The organism is Pelomonas sp. BJYL3 (assembly GCF_027257975.1).
In the GTDB taxonomy this organism is placed as follows: domain Bacteria; phylum Pseudomonadota; class Gammaproteobacteria; order Burkholderiales; family Burkholderiaceae_C; genus Roseateles_B; species Roseateles_B flavus.
Map to the genome: position 1 here is coordinate 1091737 of NZ_JANZKX010000001.1, position 12311 is coordinate 1104047.

Consider the following 12311-nt stretch of genomic DNA (forward strand, 5'->3'; position numbering starts at 1 on the left):
GCCGGCGCCCCCTATTGGCGCCGCAGCCCTCCCATCCTGCCCGCCGCCGGCGTGCGCCCAGGACCCACTTCTGCCGCGAGCCGGTGCCAGGCGGGCCTCTCCCGTGACGGCTTTCACGCGGCCACCGGCCCGGCGCTGACCCCCTTCGCTTGACAACTGACCGCCGGTCATTTCAAATTCACGCATCAACTGACCGCCGGTCATTTACAGATGGAGCAAGCGATGAGCAAGAAGAGCGAGTGGTCCGGCCAATGGGCCCTGGTGACGGGCGCGTCCAGCGGCTTCGGCGTGGATTTCGCCACCCTGCTGGCCGAACAGGGCGTGAACCTGGTGCTGGCGGCGCGTCGCACCGAGCCCATGGAGGCGCTGGCCGCCGAACTGCGGGCCCGGCATGGTGTCGAGGTGGTGGTGGAAGGCGTGGACCTGGCCCAGCCGGGCGCGGGCAGCGCGCTGAAACGCCGCCTGGACGGGCATGGCCTCCCCATCGACATCCTGGTCAACAACGCCGGCTACGGTCTCTATGGCCCCTTGCTGGCGCAGCCCCTGGATCGCACCCTGGACATGCTGCAGCTCAACACGGCCAGCCTCACCGAGCTGACCCACGTCTTTGGCGCCGACATGGCGCGCCGCGGCCACGGCCACATCCTGCTGGTGGCCAGCATCGGCGGCTACCAGGCCACGCCCACCTATGCAGCCTATTCGGCCAGCAAGGCCTATGTGCTGCTCTTCGGCGAGGCGCTCAATGCCGAGCTGGCGCCGCAGGGCGTGAAGGTGAGCGTGCTCTCGCCCGGCATCACCGCCACGAACTTTCTGGCGGTATCCGGCCAGCGGCCGACGCTCTACCAGCGCCTGCTGATGATGAAGTCCCGCCCCGTGGCGGCCACCGGCCTGCGGGCGCTGAAGGCGGGCACACCCAGCGTGGTGCCGGGCCTGGGCAACAAGCTGACGGTCTGGAGCGCCCGCCTGGTGCCGCGCCGCGTGCAGACCTGGATGGCCCAGCGCCTGATGGCCAACTGAGGCCGAGCGCCCGGCTACCATCGGGCCTCCCGCACCGTACCGCCTTCCCTGCAGCAGCATCCCGGCCATGAGCACCCTCCTCCTCCTCGGCAGCACCGGCCTGGTCGGCCAGCAGCTGCTGGCCCTGGCCCTGGCCGACCCCGCCGTGCGCCAGGTCGTGGCACCCACGCGCCGGCCCCTGCCTGCGCAGGAGCGGCTGCTCAACCCGCAGGTCGACTTCGACCAGCTGCCCGCCGACGCGCCCTGGTGGCGGGCCGACGCCGTGCTCTGCGCCCTGGGCACCACCCTGCGCCTGGCCGGCTCGCCCGAGGCCTTCCGGCGCGTGGACCACGACTACGTGCTGGCTGCCTGCCGCCTGGCCCGCGGGGCCGGCACGCCCCGCTGCGGCTTCGTGTCCTCGCTGGGCGCCGATGCGCACAGCCGCGGCCTCTACCTGCGCGTCAAGGGCGAGACGGAACGCGACCTCCAGGCCCTGGGCTTCGAATCGCTCGCCTGCATCCGCCCCTCCTTGCTGGACGGCGGCCCGCGGCCGGACAAGCGCACCGGCGAGGCCCTGGCCCTGGCCCTCAGCCGCGGCCTCATGCCCCTGCTGCCGCGCCGCTGGCGGCCGGTCAGCACGGCGCGCGTGGCGCAGGCTCTCTATGACGCCGTCCGTGAGGGCCGCCCCGGGCTGCACCTCATCCCCTCGGAGGCCCTGCAGCCATGAGCAAGCCCCGGACACCACCGCCGCCCGCCGCCCCGGCCCGCCTGCAGAAGGCGCGCGCCCTGGATGGCGAGGACAAGGCCGTCCGCCGCGCCGACATCCTGGCCGCCGCCCGCGCCCTGTTCATCGCCGACAGCCGCCAGCTGCCCTCCGCCGCCCAGATCGCGCAGGCGGCGGGCCTGGCCAAGGGCACGGTCTACCTGTACTTCAAGACCAAGGAGGAGATCTTCGTCGCCCTCCTGGCCGAGGACTTCGCCGGCCTGCTGCAGGCCGTGCAGGAGGCCTTTGCCGCGCCAGCCTCGCCGGCCCTCGCCCTGGCGCATTTCGTCGACGGCTTCGTGGCCTACCTTGACGCGCGGCCCGAGCTGCTGCGCCTGGACGCCATGGCCTACAGCGTGCTGGAGCAGAACCTCAGCGACGCGCAGCTGCGCCAGTTCAAGATGGACCTGGTGCAGGGCCTGACCCGCGTGGGCGCCACCCTGGAGGCGGCGCTGCAGCTGCCCGCCGGGCGCGGCGTGAGCCTGCTGATGCGCAGCTACGCCCTCACCCGCGGCCTGTGGCAGACCCTGGACTACCCGCCGCAGCTGCGCTCGCTGCTCAGCGAACCTGACTTCGCACCCATCCGCCCCGACTTCCGCCAGGAGCTGCGGGCCGCGCTGGCAGAGTACTGGCGGGGCGCCCTGTCCGCCTGACCGCGGCTCAGTCGACGTTGCCGGCCTGCGAGGAGGAGGCCTCGCGCCGGTCCAGCTGCAGCACCACCATGGCGATCACGACCAGGCGCTCATCGCCCGCCAGCACCTCGATGGTGTGCCGGTCGCGCAGTGTCAAGACCTGACCCTGCGCTCGGGCCAGCAGCCGGCCATGCTGCGCGAGCTCGAAGCTGTAGTCGAAGAAGCTGCCCTTGAGCGCCGCGCCATCGGCCGGGCCGCCCAGCACACGGTACTGGCGCGTCCAGGACAGCAGCTTGCGCTGGATGAGAAAGGGCCCCAGCTCGCCGTCCACCTCCCAGGTCGGCCGCCAGCTGAGCAGCCGGCGCCGCACCTGGGCGACCTCCCGACCGGCCGCCTCGATGCGCCAGGTCGGCGACCACAGGGCGAACTCGCCGCGGGCCTCGTAGGCAAGGCCCCCCGCTTCATCGGTGATGGCGATGCGGCCGCGCAGGGACAGCAAGGTGTTGGCAAGGCTGAGGGTACGGGGCATGGGCGAAGGGGCAGAAGCTGCGCAAGGGTCGAGCCGCGCATCTTCGCAGAGTGGCGAGCGAGCGGCGGCGGGGCTGCGGGCAGGCAGGGACCCCGAGGTCTCTTTGCCGACGCTCCCGTTCACCGGGCCAGATGGCGGCTCAGGAAGTCCCGCAGGCGCGCGCCCACGAGGTCTGCGGCGCTGCCGAAGTCGGCATGCCCGGCGTCCGGAATCACCCACAGCTCGGCGGGAACGCCCAGGCGCCGGGCCTCGGCATGCAGTTGGCGGGACTGCGCCACCGGGACCACGGCATCGCGCTGCCCGTGCACGAGAAACAGGGGCGGTGCATCCGCCCGCAACCAGCGCAGCGGGCTGAGCGCGGACTGATGCGCCGCATCCGGGGCCCGCCCCAGCAGGGCTCGCAGGTTTTCGTGCTGCCCCTGGCTGAAGGCCGACGGAGCCCCGGGCGGTTCCCGCAGCTCATAGCCGCCCCCGTGCAGGATCAGGGCCTGCACGGACTCGTCCTCCCCGGCCCAGGGCGCATCGGCGCTCAGGGGCGTCCGTGGCTGCAGCGCCACCAGCGCCGCCAGATGGGCCCCGGCCGAGCCGCCCAGCAGGGCGAGACGATGGCCGCGACCGCTCCACTGCGCCGCATGGTGGCGCATCCAGCGCAGGGCGCAGCGGATGTCCTCGCCCTGGGCGGGCCAGTGCGCCTGCGGGGCCAGCCGGTAGTCCAGGCTGGCCGCCACCAGGCCCCAGCGGGCCAGGCTGCGGATCAGCGGCGCATAGTCCTGGCGGGAGCCGGCCACCCAGCCGCCGCCGTGCACCAGCAGGATCATGGGGCGCCCGCCCGGCGGGGCTGGCGCCCCGGGCACGGCCAGGTCCAGGTGCAGGGGCTCGACGCCCGCCCGAGGGCAGTACTCGATCCCCTCCTGGACCCGGGGCTCCGGCGTAGCCGCGTCCGCCTGGGCCGGGCGCCCGGCCCCCAGCAGTGCCCACAGCAACGCCCCCAGCAGCACCACACCGCCCAGGGTGCCGCCCAGGGTGCCGCCCCAGGACCCGAACGGGCCGGACCATCGCTGTGGCATGCGGATTGAAGTCACTCCCTCTCCCTGGACAACACGGCGCAGACGCTGCCCGCCTGCGCACGATACACGGCCCCCCGGCTGCCGGTGCATTCGCCTGCTGCGGAGCCTGCCCTGCCAGCTGGCGCTGAGCGGCCCGTCCCACCCGCCCTACGATGCATGCCCACGCCCCTTCACCCTCGGGGGCAGGAGCCAGCCCATGACAACGCTCATCACCCGTGAGCCAGCCCAGGACCTGCAGGGCTACGAAACCACCTTCGTCGCCGCCCAGTCCATCCACCTCGACGCCGCCGCCCGCCAGCACCAGGCCTATCGCGACACACTGGCCAGCAGCGGCATCGAGGTGATCGCCCTGCCCGCCCAGCCCGGCCTGCCGGACAGCCTCTTCGTCGAGGATGTGGTGCTGGCCCTGCCGGAGTGCGTGGTCCTGACCCGCCCCGGCGCCGCCTCACGTCAGGCCGAGGTCGCGCTCTTCGCGGCCGACCTGGCCCGCCACGGCCTGTTCGACGGGCGCCCCGTCCACGTGCTGCAGGCGCCTGCCACCCTGGAGGGCGGCGACGTGCTGCGCCTGGGGCGCACGCTCTATGTCGGCCTGTCCTCGCGCACCAACGCCGCGGGCGTCGCCCAGCTGCGGGACTGGCTCGCCCCCATGGGCTACACAGTGCAGGCCGTGCCGGTGATGGGCTGCCTGCATCTCAAGACCGGCGTCACGGCCCTGGACGAGCACACCGTGCTGGCCCAGCCGGACTGGGTGGACCTGTCCGCCATGCCCGGCCTGACGGTGCTGCACGCCGCGCCCGGCGAGCCCTGGGCGGCCAATGTGCTGAAGATCGGCCCGCGGCTGTTCATGAATGCGGCCAGCCCGCGCACGGCCGAGACCCTGCGCGCCCGCGGTCATGCCGTGCAGTCGATCGACATCGGCGAGTTCATGAAGATGGAGGCCGGTCTCACGTGCATGCACGTGCTGTGGCGGGACTGAGCGGCGGGTGACGGGGCGGCGGAAGACCTACCAGGCCTTGACCGGCTTGCCGACGACGGTGGCAATGCGTGCGGCGGCGATCGACGCATCCACGTCGTACTCGCTGGAACCCACGCGGACATCGGCGAACCATCCCTTCACGTGCAGGTCCACGGACCAATACGCCGGATGGTCGTCGCCCCCCCGGTGGTGCGCAAGCCGGACCTGGCTGATCGCCTCGAAGCTCGCGACCACACGCCCGGCCTTCTTCACAACGTGACGGCGGCGCTCGAAGCACAGGACGCCATCACAGCCCCGGATCAAGAGCTGTTCCTCATCGAACCGCAGGATCTCTAGTGGGGGCTGCGCAGGCTGCTGGGCCGTTTGCGGCGTCAGGGCTCGCGCCAGCTGCGCCAGTCGTGCAAGAAGCCGTTCCATGGTGGACCGCATGGTAGCGCGCCCTCCGGAGAAAGCTCCCGGGAGGCGTCACCTCCGGCAGGCCCTGTGCTGACACCTACACTGCGCGCTCCCGAATCCGAGCCTTCCAGCCCATGCCCGCGGTGCCCCCCTCTGCCGATGCCTCTTCCGCCCTGACACCGCCGTCATTCTGGCAACGCGCGGGCCGCCGCACGGTCCTGCTGCTGGCGGTGGTGGCAGCGGTCGCGGGCCTGCTGGTCTGGGCGATCCCTTCCCCGCCGACGCAGCTCACCATCGCCACGGGTTTCAAGGGCGGCGCCTACGAGCACTTCGGCCAGCGCTATGCCCAGGCCCTCGCCGCCTCCAAGGTGCGGGCCACGCTGCGTCCGACGCAGGGCACGCTGGAGAACCTGGCCCTGCTGAGCCGCGCCGACCACCCCGTGCAGGCGGCCTTCGTGCAGGGCGGCGTCGGCGATGCCGCGGCCTATCCGGGCCTGGTCTCGCTGGGCCGCGTCAACCGCCAGGTGCTGTGGATCTTCCAGCGCCCCGGCCTGCAGCTGCAGCGGCTGCAGGACCTCGCCGGCCTGCGCCTGGCCCTGGGCCCCTCGGGCAGCGGCACCCGCATGCTGGCCGAACGGCTGCTGTCGCTGTACGACCTCGACGACCAGCGCACGCGGCTGCTTCCCCTGGCCGGGGACGAGGCCGCGCAGGCCCTGGTCGACGGTCGCGTGGACGTGGTCTTCATGGCTTTCGCGGCCGACGCTCCGGTGGTCCAGCGCCTGCTGCACCGGCCCGACATCGCACTGATGAGCGTGCCCCAGGCCGAGGCCATCAGCCGCCGCCTGCCCTTCCTGGAGCGCGTGACCCTGCCGCAGGGCGTGGTCGACCTGGCGCGCTCGCTGCCGAAGCAGGACATCGAGCTGCTGTCCACCAGCAACGCCGTGCTGGTGCACGAGGACCTGCATGAGGACCTGGTCCAGGAGCTGGTGGAGGTGCTGCGCCGCGAGCACGGGCAGCCCAGCTGGCTGGACCGTCCCGGCGAGTTCCCCAAGGCCAGCGACCCCGAATACCCGATGTCTGGCGCCGCCCTGCGCTACTACCGCCAGGGCCCCAGCCTGCTGCAACGCCTGCTGCCCTACTGGCTCACCGCCCATGCCGAGCGCCTGCTGGCCCTGCTGGCCGCCAGCGCGGCCTTGCTGCCCCTGCTGAGCCAGGGGCCGCGCCTGTATCGCTGGTATCTGCGCGAGCGCATGCGGGGCCTCTACAAGCGCCTGCGCGGCCTGGAGGCGCAGCTGGACGCCCTGCCCGGCCCCGCGGCGCAGCAGACCCTGCGCCAGGAGCTGGACGCCCTGCACCGGGCCGTGCGCCTGCTGCAGGTGCCCATCCGCCACTCCGACCTGTTCTTCGAGCTGCTGCACGGCATCCAGCTGGTGCGCCGGCGGCTTGACGAGCTGGGCATGGTGGCGCATCCTGCCGCCGCAAGTAACAGTAGGTGACGGTGGCCCATTCAGCGGATTCCATCGCGGTTTTCGCTGGCAATCACCCGGGAGGGCTGCTGCATGTCCTCAGCGGGCCAGGGGCGAGCTAGGATGCCCGGCGAGTGCCGCGGCAGCGCCGCCGCGCCCCTACAGATCACCGCCACGCCAGCCCTTCGCGCCCGGCGCGGCGCCCCGACGGAGACGCCTCATGAAACTGACCCGCCGCCCCCGGCTCCAAGCCCTTGCATCGACCTTTCTGCTGGCCTCGGCCCTGGCCTGCGCGCCCGTGCGTGCCGACATCGTGGTCGGGCAGACCATCGGCGTCACCGGCCAGGCGGCTGCCACGGTCAAGGAGGCGCTCAACGGCGCGCAGCTGTGGATCGAGCACATCAACGCCCAGGGCGGGATCAAGGGCGAGAAGATCCAGCTGCTGACGCTGGACGACGAGTTCGACGTGCAGAAGGCTGCAGCCAACGCGCGCGTGCTCATCGAGCAGAAGAAGGCCGTGGTGCTGTTCATGAACCGCGGCACGCCGCACACCGAGGCCATCCTGCCCCTGCTGCAGCAGCATGGCATCGCGCTGGTCGCCCCCTCCACCGGCGCCATGCTGCTGCACAATCCGGTGCAGCGCTACGTCTTCAATGTGCGCGCGCCCTATCAGCGCGAGGCCGAGAAGGCCATCGAGCATCTGCACTCCACGGGCACCACCCGCATTGCGGTGGTCCATGTGGACGACTCCTTCGGGCGCGATGCCATGGAAGGCGCTTCCAAGGGCTTTGCCAAGACCCGGCTGCAGCCCGTGGCCGTGCTCAAGGCCGATCGCGAGAAGCCCGCCTATGCCAGCCTGGTGCCCGCGCTGGTCAAGGCCGAGGCCCAGGCCGTGCTGTGGGTCGGCTCCAGCCAGGTCGTCGCCGAGGGGGTCAAGGCCCTGCGGGCCGCCGGCTCCAGCGCCCAGGTGGTCACGCTGTCCAACAACGCCTCGGCCGGTTTCGTCAGGCAGCTGGGCGATGCCAGCCGCGGCGTCATCGTGAGCCAGGTCTACCCCGGTGAGCGTGCCGTCAAGTACCCCCTGGTGCAGGAGGCCCTGAAGCTGGCCAAGGCCAAGGGCTACGACGAGCTCACGCCCGCGATGCTGGAGGGCTTTGCCGCGGCCAAGGTGCTGGCCGAGGCCCTGCGCCAGGCCGCGCCGCAGTTCACCCGCGAGAAGGTGCTGGCGGCCCTGGAGGGCCTGCGCCGCTTCGACCTGGGCGGCCTGGAGATCAGCTACGGTCCGGGCGACCACAGCGGCCTGGACTTCGCCGACCTGGCCATCATCGGAGCGGACGGGCGCTTCGTGCGCTGAGGCCGCGGCCCAGGCGTGAACAGAGGCACGGCAGCTGGGCTCACCAACGCCCAGGTGACGCAGCCGTGCGCCCTCTCTTGCCCACGGCCACCACCTGCCCGAAGGCCCCCACGGTGGTGAGATCCCGGTCGTGCCGCGTCCAGGACAGCAGCCCAACGCTGTGATAGCTCACCGGCAGATCCGCCAGCTCCTGTGCGCCGAAGCCCGCAGCCACCGGATGCTGCGCGTCGATGGCCTGGCGCAGGGCCTCGCGGTGGCGCGCCTCGTCCGGATTGAGCAGCAGGGCAAGCGGCAGCAACAGAGCGGGCAGGCCCCAGTTCCACAGCTTGCGCCATGGCGGCCGCCTGCCGCCAGAGCCGCCTGAGCCGGGCGCTGCGCTGCTGTCCGGAGGGGCCATCAGGGCGCTCCGCTCAAGCTCGTCATGCATGGGGCTGGGCCCGGCAGGGTCGGCACGATGCCCGCTGCCGGCGGCACGCAGCACGGCAAGCGATGGCGATGGAGGGGAAGCAGGGAAGCTGGGTCATGACAGGGCCTCGGGCGCCAAGCATACGACTCCAGCACAGGGCGGGCGCCAGGACAGCGCAGGATAGGCGCCTGGGCCCGCCAACCGGCGCATGCCATGCCCCGCGCGCCCACCGGTGTCAGCCGGGATGCGCGCGGGGCCGGGTCAGCGCCTGGCAGCGCGGCCGCGGAGCGCTCGGCCCCTCAGGGCTTGGGCAGGATGACGGTGTCCAGCACGTGGATCACCCCATTGCTGGCCAGCACGTCGGTGGCCGTGATGCCGGCCTTGCGGCCCCGGCCATCGGTGATGGCCAGCGAGCCGTCGACGGTGAAGGTCTGCCCCTGCAGCGTGGTGATGGCGGCGCCCACGGGCACCTCGGCCTTCAGCACGCGCCCCGGCACCACGTGATACGTCAGCACCTGGGTCAGCAGCGCCTTGTTGGCCAGCAGCTGCTCCTTGCTCACGCCCAGCTCGGCCAGCAGCTTGGCAAAGGCGGCGTTCGTGGGGGCGAACACGGTGTAGGGACCGGCGCCGTTGAGCGCGTCCACCAGCCCGGCCGCCGCCACGGCTTCGACCAGGATGCTGAAGTCCGGCAGGGCCTGCGCCGTGGCCACGATCGTCCGGTTGGCCGGCAGCAGGACCTTGTCGATCACATGCACCACGCCGTTGGAGGCCATGACATCCGTGGCCAGGATCCTGGCCTGCCGGTTGCGGCCGTCCGTCACGACCAGGCCGCCAGGCGTGCTGTCGATCTTGAAGATGCCCCCCTGCAGCGTCGTGATGGCCTTGCCCACCGGCACGCTGGCCTTGGGCACCTGCGCGCCCAGCACGTGGTACTGCAGCACCGTGCGCAGGAGCGCCTTGTCGGCGAGCAGCTGCTGCTTAGTCATGCCCAGCTCGGCCAGCAGGGCCGTGAAGGCGTCGTCCGTCGGTGCGAACACCGTGAACGGGCCGGTCGCGGACAGCGTGCCGGCCAGGTCGGCCGCCACGACGGCCTCGGCGAGCACGCTGAAGCGCGGATCGCCCTGGGCAACGCCCACCACCGTGGGCTCCGAATCGTCACTGCCACTGCCGCAGGCGCTGAGCAGGCCGGCAACGCACACCGCGGCGAGCCAACGCCACCAACTGGTTTTACGCATCGTCTTCTCCTTGATCCTGAATGTCCGACGGGACGGAAGGTGCCGGTCTGCCCCTCCCGGACGGATCCGCCGAGGGGGGAAAGACTGGTCAGGCCGCAATTTGAACTGCTCAGTTCATTTTGTCAACACGTCAGTTCTTTCACGAACCAATTGGTTCATTTGCATACAGTCAAGTCTTCGTTGGCATCAGGGTCATAGAATCCGCGGCATGCAACGTCCACGGTTTCGCGATCAGGTGCTTCAGGCCCGGGAGGACGCCATCGTGGCCTCCGTCAACCGGCTGCTGGCCGAGAAAGGCTTCGAGGCCATGACGGTCGACGAGGTCGTGGCCGAGGTGGGCATCGCGAAGGCGAGCCTCTACAAGCACTTCACGTCCAAGGAAGACCTGGCGGCGGCGGCCATGGTGCGCGTGCTGGACCGGGCCCTTGAGGAATGCCGGCGCCTGCAGGCCCTGCCGCTGGACAGCAAGGCCCGGCTGAAGGCGCTCATGCAGTGGACCTATGGCGAGCAGCTGGGCGGCCGCATGCCGGCCCTCCCCGCGCAGAATTCGAGCCTGCGAGCCGCCCTGATGGTCAACCCGGCCTACATGGACCGGCTGAACAGCCTGTCGGAGCTGCTGGGCGAATGGATCGTCGAGGCCCAGAAGGCGGGGCAGCTGGATGTCAGCCTGCCGCCCGAGCTGGTGCTCTACACCGTCTTTGCCCGCGCCTGCGACCCCGTCCTGCCCGTCATGCGCGCCACAGGCGCCCACACCGACGCGCAGATCGTCGACTGGCTGGTGCTGACCTGCCTGCGAGGGCTCGGCGGCTGAGCCGTTTGCAGAGCGCCCTCAGAGGGTCAGGTCTTGAGGGGCTGGTGTGCCGGCCGCTCAGCGCAGCCGCGGCGCGCAGCTCAGGCCGGCGCGCAGGCCCAGCTGTTCCAGGCCGGCGCGGTCGTTGCGCAGGGCCATGCTCTTGACCCGCTCGAAGTCGCTGAGCGAGTTGTCGGCCACACATTCGCAGAAGTCGCGGAACTTGCCGGGCTGGCTGGCGGCCAGGCGGCGCAGGGTGGCGTCCCCCCGGGTGTTCACGCTGCTGGCACAGGCGGACACCAGGGCCTGGCGCATCTCGCCCGGCGTCACCGAAGGGGAGAAGTTCGCCGAGCCGGTCAGGCTGGGCAGGGCCGATGAGGTCCAGCGCAGGTCCAGCTCCGCGCTCTTGGTCGACTCCGGGCAGGGCTGGGACTGATAGGCCGTCTTGCCGCTGCTGTCGGTGCATTTGAACACCTGGGCGGAGGCTGGCACGGCGGCGGCCAGCAGGCAGACCAGGGCCAGGTGACGTGGGCGCGGGAGCAGGGATTGGAGCAGCATGGATGACAGCCAAGACGCCCGGTCATGCCGTGACCAGCTGCGTTTCTGGATGCTGGATTGTGCCGCTGCCGCCACGAGCCGTGCACCGGCGACGGGCCGCTGATGGCGGGACGCGACACTCGCGTCTGCCACCGGCCCCCTCGTCCGGCCCCGCCCGCGCAGCGCCCTTACTTCAGGCTCAGCACCTCGCCAAATCGATCGGCGGCCTCGGTGCCCGCCAGGCGCAGGGACTCGAGCGCCGGCAGACGCAGTCGCGGCAAGACCTCGGCCAGGCCGTCGGCAGGCAGGCCCGTATGACTGAGGTCCAGCCGCTTCAGCCTGGGGAAGGCTTCGGCCGTGAGCAGGACGTCGAGCGCCTGGGTCGTGAGCGGATTGCTGGAGAGGTCCAGCGCCTCGACCACGCGGGCCAGGGGACAGGCCGCCAGCGCCACCAGGTCAGCGGAGGCCAGATCGGCCGAGTTCAGCTGCAGTGACTTCAGCGCCACCAGGCCAGCGCCGCCCAGGGCCTCGCTCACGCCGCCGGCGAGGCGGATGCCGGACAGCTCGAGCGACTCCAGCCGGCCCAGCGACTCGCTGCGCGTGAGCGGGGCCAGGCCTTGCGCAAGGGTCTCGACCCTGTGCAGGCGCAGCCCGCGCAGGCCAGCGATGTAGGGGTGCTCGCACAGGGCGCGAACGGTGAATCCGTGCAGGTCCTCCATGCGGTGCAGGACCAGCATCCCCACGAGGGCCAGGGCCACGCCCCGGTCACGCGCCAGCACGGCGGCATTGTGGTCCAGCCGGCGGATGCGCCAGTCCCACTGCCCCAGCGGTGCGGCGGCACGAGCCACGACGGGCTCGATGGACTCGCCCGTGGGCCAGTGGAAGAGCAGTTCCAGCCAGGCGCCCCAGGCCGCCCTGGAGGCAGGCACCGTGAGCAGCCTCTCCAGAAGGGTCCTGCGGTCATCGGGGGACCAGCGCTTCAGGGCTGCCGCGTCGGCAAAGCCTGCCAGGTATTCGGAGTGCGACAAGACGTCCATGGTGCACGAAACCTCCAGATTGCCAGTCAAGCCTGGGGCAGCGGGCCTGTGCCCCCGCCACCCACCGGGCATGACTTGCGGCCCGTCGAGGGCTGCCTGCCATTGTGGGACCTGCCGGCCAGGCACT

Annotated in this window: 14 protein-coding genes; 7 read left to right on the forward strand and 7 right to left on the reverse strand. The window is 71.7% G+C overall.

Going from position 1 to position 12311, the window contains the following annotated elements; genetic code table 11:
• Positions 1-222 precede the first annotated feature (222 nt).
• The 3 genes from O9Y01_RS04860 (at position 223) to O9Y01_RS04870 (ending at position 2412) form a co-directional block, all read left to right on the forward strand.
• On the forward strand, positions 223-1017 hold the full coding sequence (locus O9Y01_RS04860; RefSeq protein ID WP_269630349.1) for an SDR family NAD(P)-dependent oxidoreductase: 795 nt from the start codon (positions 223-225) through the stop codon (positions 1015-1017).
• Positions 1018-1084: 67 nt separating this feature from the next.
• Positions 1085-1723 (forward strand): NAD-dependent dehydratase, encoded by a 639-nt coding sequence (locus O9Y01_RS04865; RefSeq protein ID WP_269630350.1) that lies wholly within the window; start codon positions 1085-1087, stop codon positions 1721-1723.
• Positions 1720-2412, forward strand: coding sequence for a TetR/AcrR family transcriptional regulator (locus O9Y01_RS04870; protein WP_269630351.1), 693 nt, complete (start codon positions 1720-1722; stop codon positions 2410-2412). The genes O9Y01_RS04865 and O9Y01_RS04870 overlap by 4 nt, the downstream gene beginning before the upstream one ends.
• Before the next feature lie 7 nt (positions 2413-2419).
• Here O9Y01_RS04870 and O9Y01_RS04875 read toward each other — a convergent pair whose 3' ends face one another.
• A complete protein-coding gene (locus tag O9Y01_RS04875; RefSeq protein ID WP_269630353.1) occupies positions 2420-2920 on the reverse strand; it encodes an LURP-one-related/scramblase family protein in 501 nt (166 codons plus the stop codon).
• Between the two features lie 119 nt (positions 2921-3039).
• Complete coding sequence (locus O9Y01_RS04880) at positions 3040-3987, reverse strand: alpha/beta hydrolase (protein WP_269630354.1); 948 nt, start codon at positions 3985-3987, stop codon at positions 3040-3042.
• Positions 3988-4183: 196 nt separating this feature from the next.
• On the opposite strand from O9Y01_RS04880, the gene O9Y01_RS04885 reads away from it, so the two are divergent.
• A complete protein-coding gene (locus tag O9Y01_RS04885; protein WP_269630356.1) occupies positions 4184-4963 on the forward strand; it encodes a dimethylarginine dimethylaminohydrolase family protein in 780 nt (259 codons plus the stop codon).
• Positions 4964-4990: 27 nt separating this feature from the next.
• On the opposite strand, the gene O9Y01_RS04890 is transcribed toward O9Y01_RS04885, so the two are convergent.
• The gene (locus tag O9Y01_RS04890; protein WP_269630357.1) at positions 4991-5380 is read right to left on the reverse strand and encodes a hypothetical protein; all 390 of its coding nucleotides are present in this window, start codon (positions 5378-5380) and stop codon (positions 4991-4993) included.
• A gap of 113 nt (positions 5381-5493) precedes the next feature.
• On the opposite strand from O9Y01_RS04890, the gene O9Y01_RS04895 reads away from it, so the two are divergent.
• Together O9Y01_RS04895 and O9Y01_RS04900 are read left to right on the forward strand one after the other, a co-directional pair.
• On the forward strand, positions 5494-6855 hold the full coding sequence (locus O9Y01_RS04895; RefSeq protein ID WP_269630358.1) for a TAXI family TRAP transporter solute-binding subunit: 1362 nt from the start codon (positions 5494-5496) through the stop codon (positions 6853-6855).
• Between the two features lie 190 nt (positions 6856-7045).
• Positions 7046-8179, forward strand: a complete 1134-nt coding sequence (locus tag O9Y01_RS04900) for an ABC transporter substrate-binding protein (RefSeq protein ID WP_269630359.1) — start codon at positions 7046-7048, stop codon at positions 8177-8179.
• Positions 8180-8219: 40 nt separating this feature from the next.
• Here O9Y01_RS04900 and O9Y01_RS04905 read toward each other — a convergent pair whose 3' ends face one another.
• Both O9Y01_RS04905 and O9Y01_RS04910 read right to left on the reverse strand, forming a co-directional pair.
• Positions 8220-8576 carry a hypothetical protein gene (locus O9Y01_RS04905; protein WP_269630360.1) on the reverse strand — a complete coding sequence of 119 codons (357 nt, stop codon included), beginning with the start codon at positions 8574-8576 and terminating at the stop codon, positions 8220-8222.
• Positions 8577-8884: 308 nt separating this feature from the next.
• A complete protein-coding gene (locus tag O9Y01_RS04910) occupies positions 8885-9820 on the reverse strand; it encodes a fasciclin domain-containing protein (RefSeq protein ID WP_269630361.1) in 936 nt (311 codons plus the stop codon).
• Between the two features lie 208 nt (positions 9821-10028).
• On the opposite strand from O9Y01_RS04910, the gene O9Y01_RS04915 reads away from it, so the two are divergent.
• The gene (locus tag O9Y01_RS04915) at positions 10029-10631 is read left to right on the forward strand and encodes a TetR/AcrR family transcriptional regulator (RefSeq protein ID WP_269630362.1); all 603 of its coding nucleotides are present in this window, start codon (positions 10029-10031) and stop codon (positions 10629-10631) included.
• 57 nt (positions 10632-10688) lie between these two features.
• Here O9Y01_RS04915 and O9Y01_RS04920 read toward each other — a convergent pair whose 3' ends face one another.
• Positions 10689-11168, reverse strand: coding sequence for a DUF4124 domain-containing protein (locus O9Y01_RS04920; protein WP_269630363.1), 480 nt, complete (start codon positions 11166-11168; stop codon positions 10689-10691).
• Between the two features lie 167 nt (positions 11169-11335).
• Positions 11336-12184 carry a hypothetical protein gene (locus O9Y01_RS04925; RefSeq protein WP_269630364.1) on the reverse strand — a complete coding sequence of 283 codons (849 nt, stop codon included), beginning with the start codon at positions 12182-12184 and terminating at the stop codon, positions 11336-11338.
• Positions 12185-12311: the final 127 nt, after the last annotated feature.

Coding starts and splice junctions, on each gene's coding strand:
- O9Y01_RS04870 (WP_269630351.1), top strand. CDS start 1,720: ATGAGCAAGCCCCGGACACCACCGCCGCCCGCCGCCCCGGCCCGCCTG.
- O9Y01_RS04905 (WP_269630360.1), bottom strand. CDS start 8,576: ATGGCCCCTCCGGACAGCAGCGCAGCGCCCGGCTCAGGCGGCTCTGGC.
- O9Y01_RS04910 (WP_269630361.1), bottom strand. CDS start 9,820: ATGCGTAAAACCAGTTGGTGGCGTTGGCTCGCCGCGGTGTGCGTTGCC.
- O9Y01_RS04895 (WP_269630358.1), top strand. CDS start 5,494: ATGCCCGCGGTGCCCCCCTCTGCCGATGCCTCTTCCGCCCTGACACCG.
- O9Y01_RS04915 (WP_269630362.1), top strand. CDS start 10,029: ATGCAACGTCCACGGTTTCGCGATCAGGTGCTTCAGGCCCGGGAGGAC.
- O9Y01_RS04880 (WP_269630354.1), bottom strand. CDS start 3,987: ATGCCACAGCGATGGTCCGGCCCGTTCGGGTCCTGGGGCGGCACCCTG.
- O9Y01_RS04860 (WP_269630349.1), top strand. CDS start 223: ATGAGCAAGAAGAGCGAGTGGTCCGGCCAATGGGCCCTGGTGACGGGC.
- O9Y01_RS04875 (WP_269630353.1), bottom strand. CDS start 2,920: ATGCCCCGTACCCTCAGCCTTGCCAACACCTTGCTGTCCCTGCGCGGC.
- O9Y01_RS04890 (WP_269630357.1), bottom strand. CDS start 5,380: ATGGAACGGCTTCTTGCACGACTGGCGCAGCTGGCGCGAGCCCTGACG.
- O9Y01_RS04885 (WP_269630356.1), top strand. CDS start 4,184: ATGACAACGCTCATCACCCGTGAGCCAGCCCAGGACCTGCAGGGCTAC.
- O9Y01_RS04925 (WP_269630364.1), bottom strand. CDS start 12,184: ATGGACGTCTTGTCGCACTCCGAATACCTGGCAGGCTTTGCCGACGCG.
- O9Y01_RS04920 (WP_269630363.1), bottom strand. CDS start 11,168: ATGCTGCTCCAATCCCTGCTCCCGCGCCCACGTCACCTGGCCCTGGTC.
- O9Y01_RS04900 (WP_269630359.1), top strand. CDS start 7,046: ATGAAACTGACCCGCCGCCCCCGGCTCCAAGCCCTTGCATCGACCTTT.
- O9Y01_RS04865 (WP_269630350.1), top strand. CDS start 1,085: ATGAGCACCCTCCTCCTCCTCGGCAGCACCGGCCTGGTCGGCCAGCAG.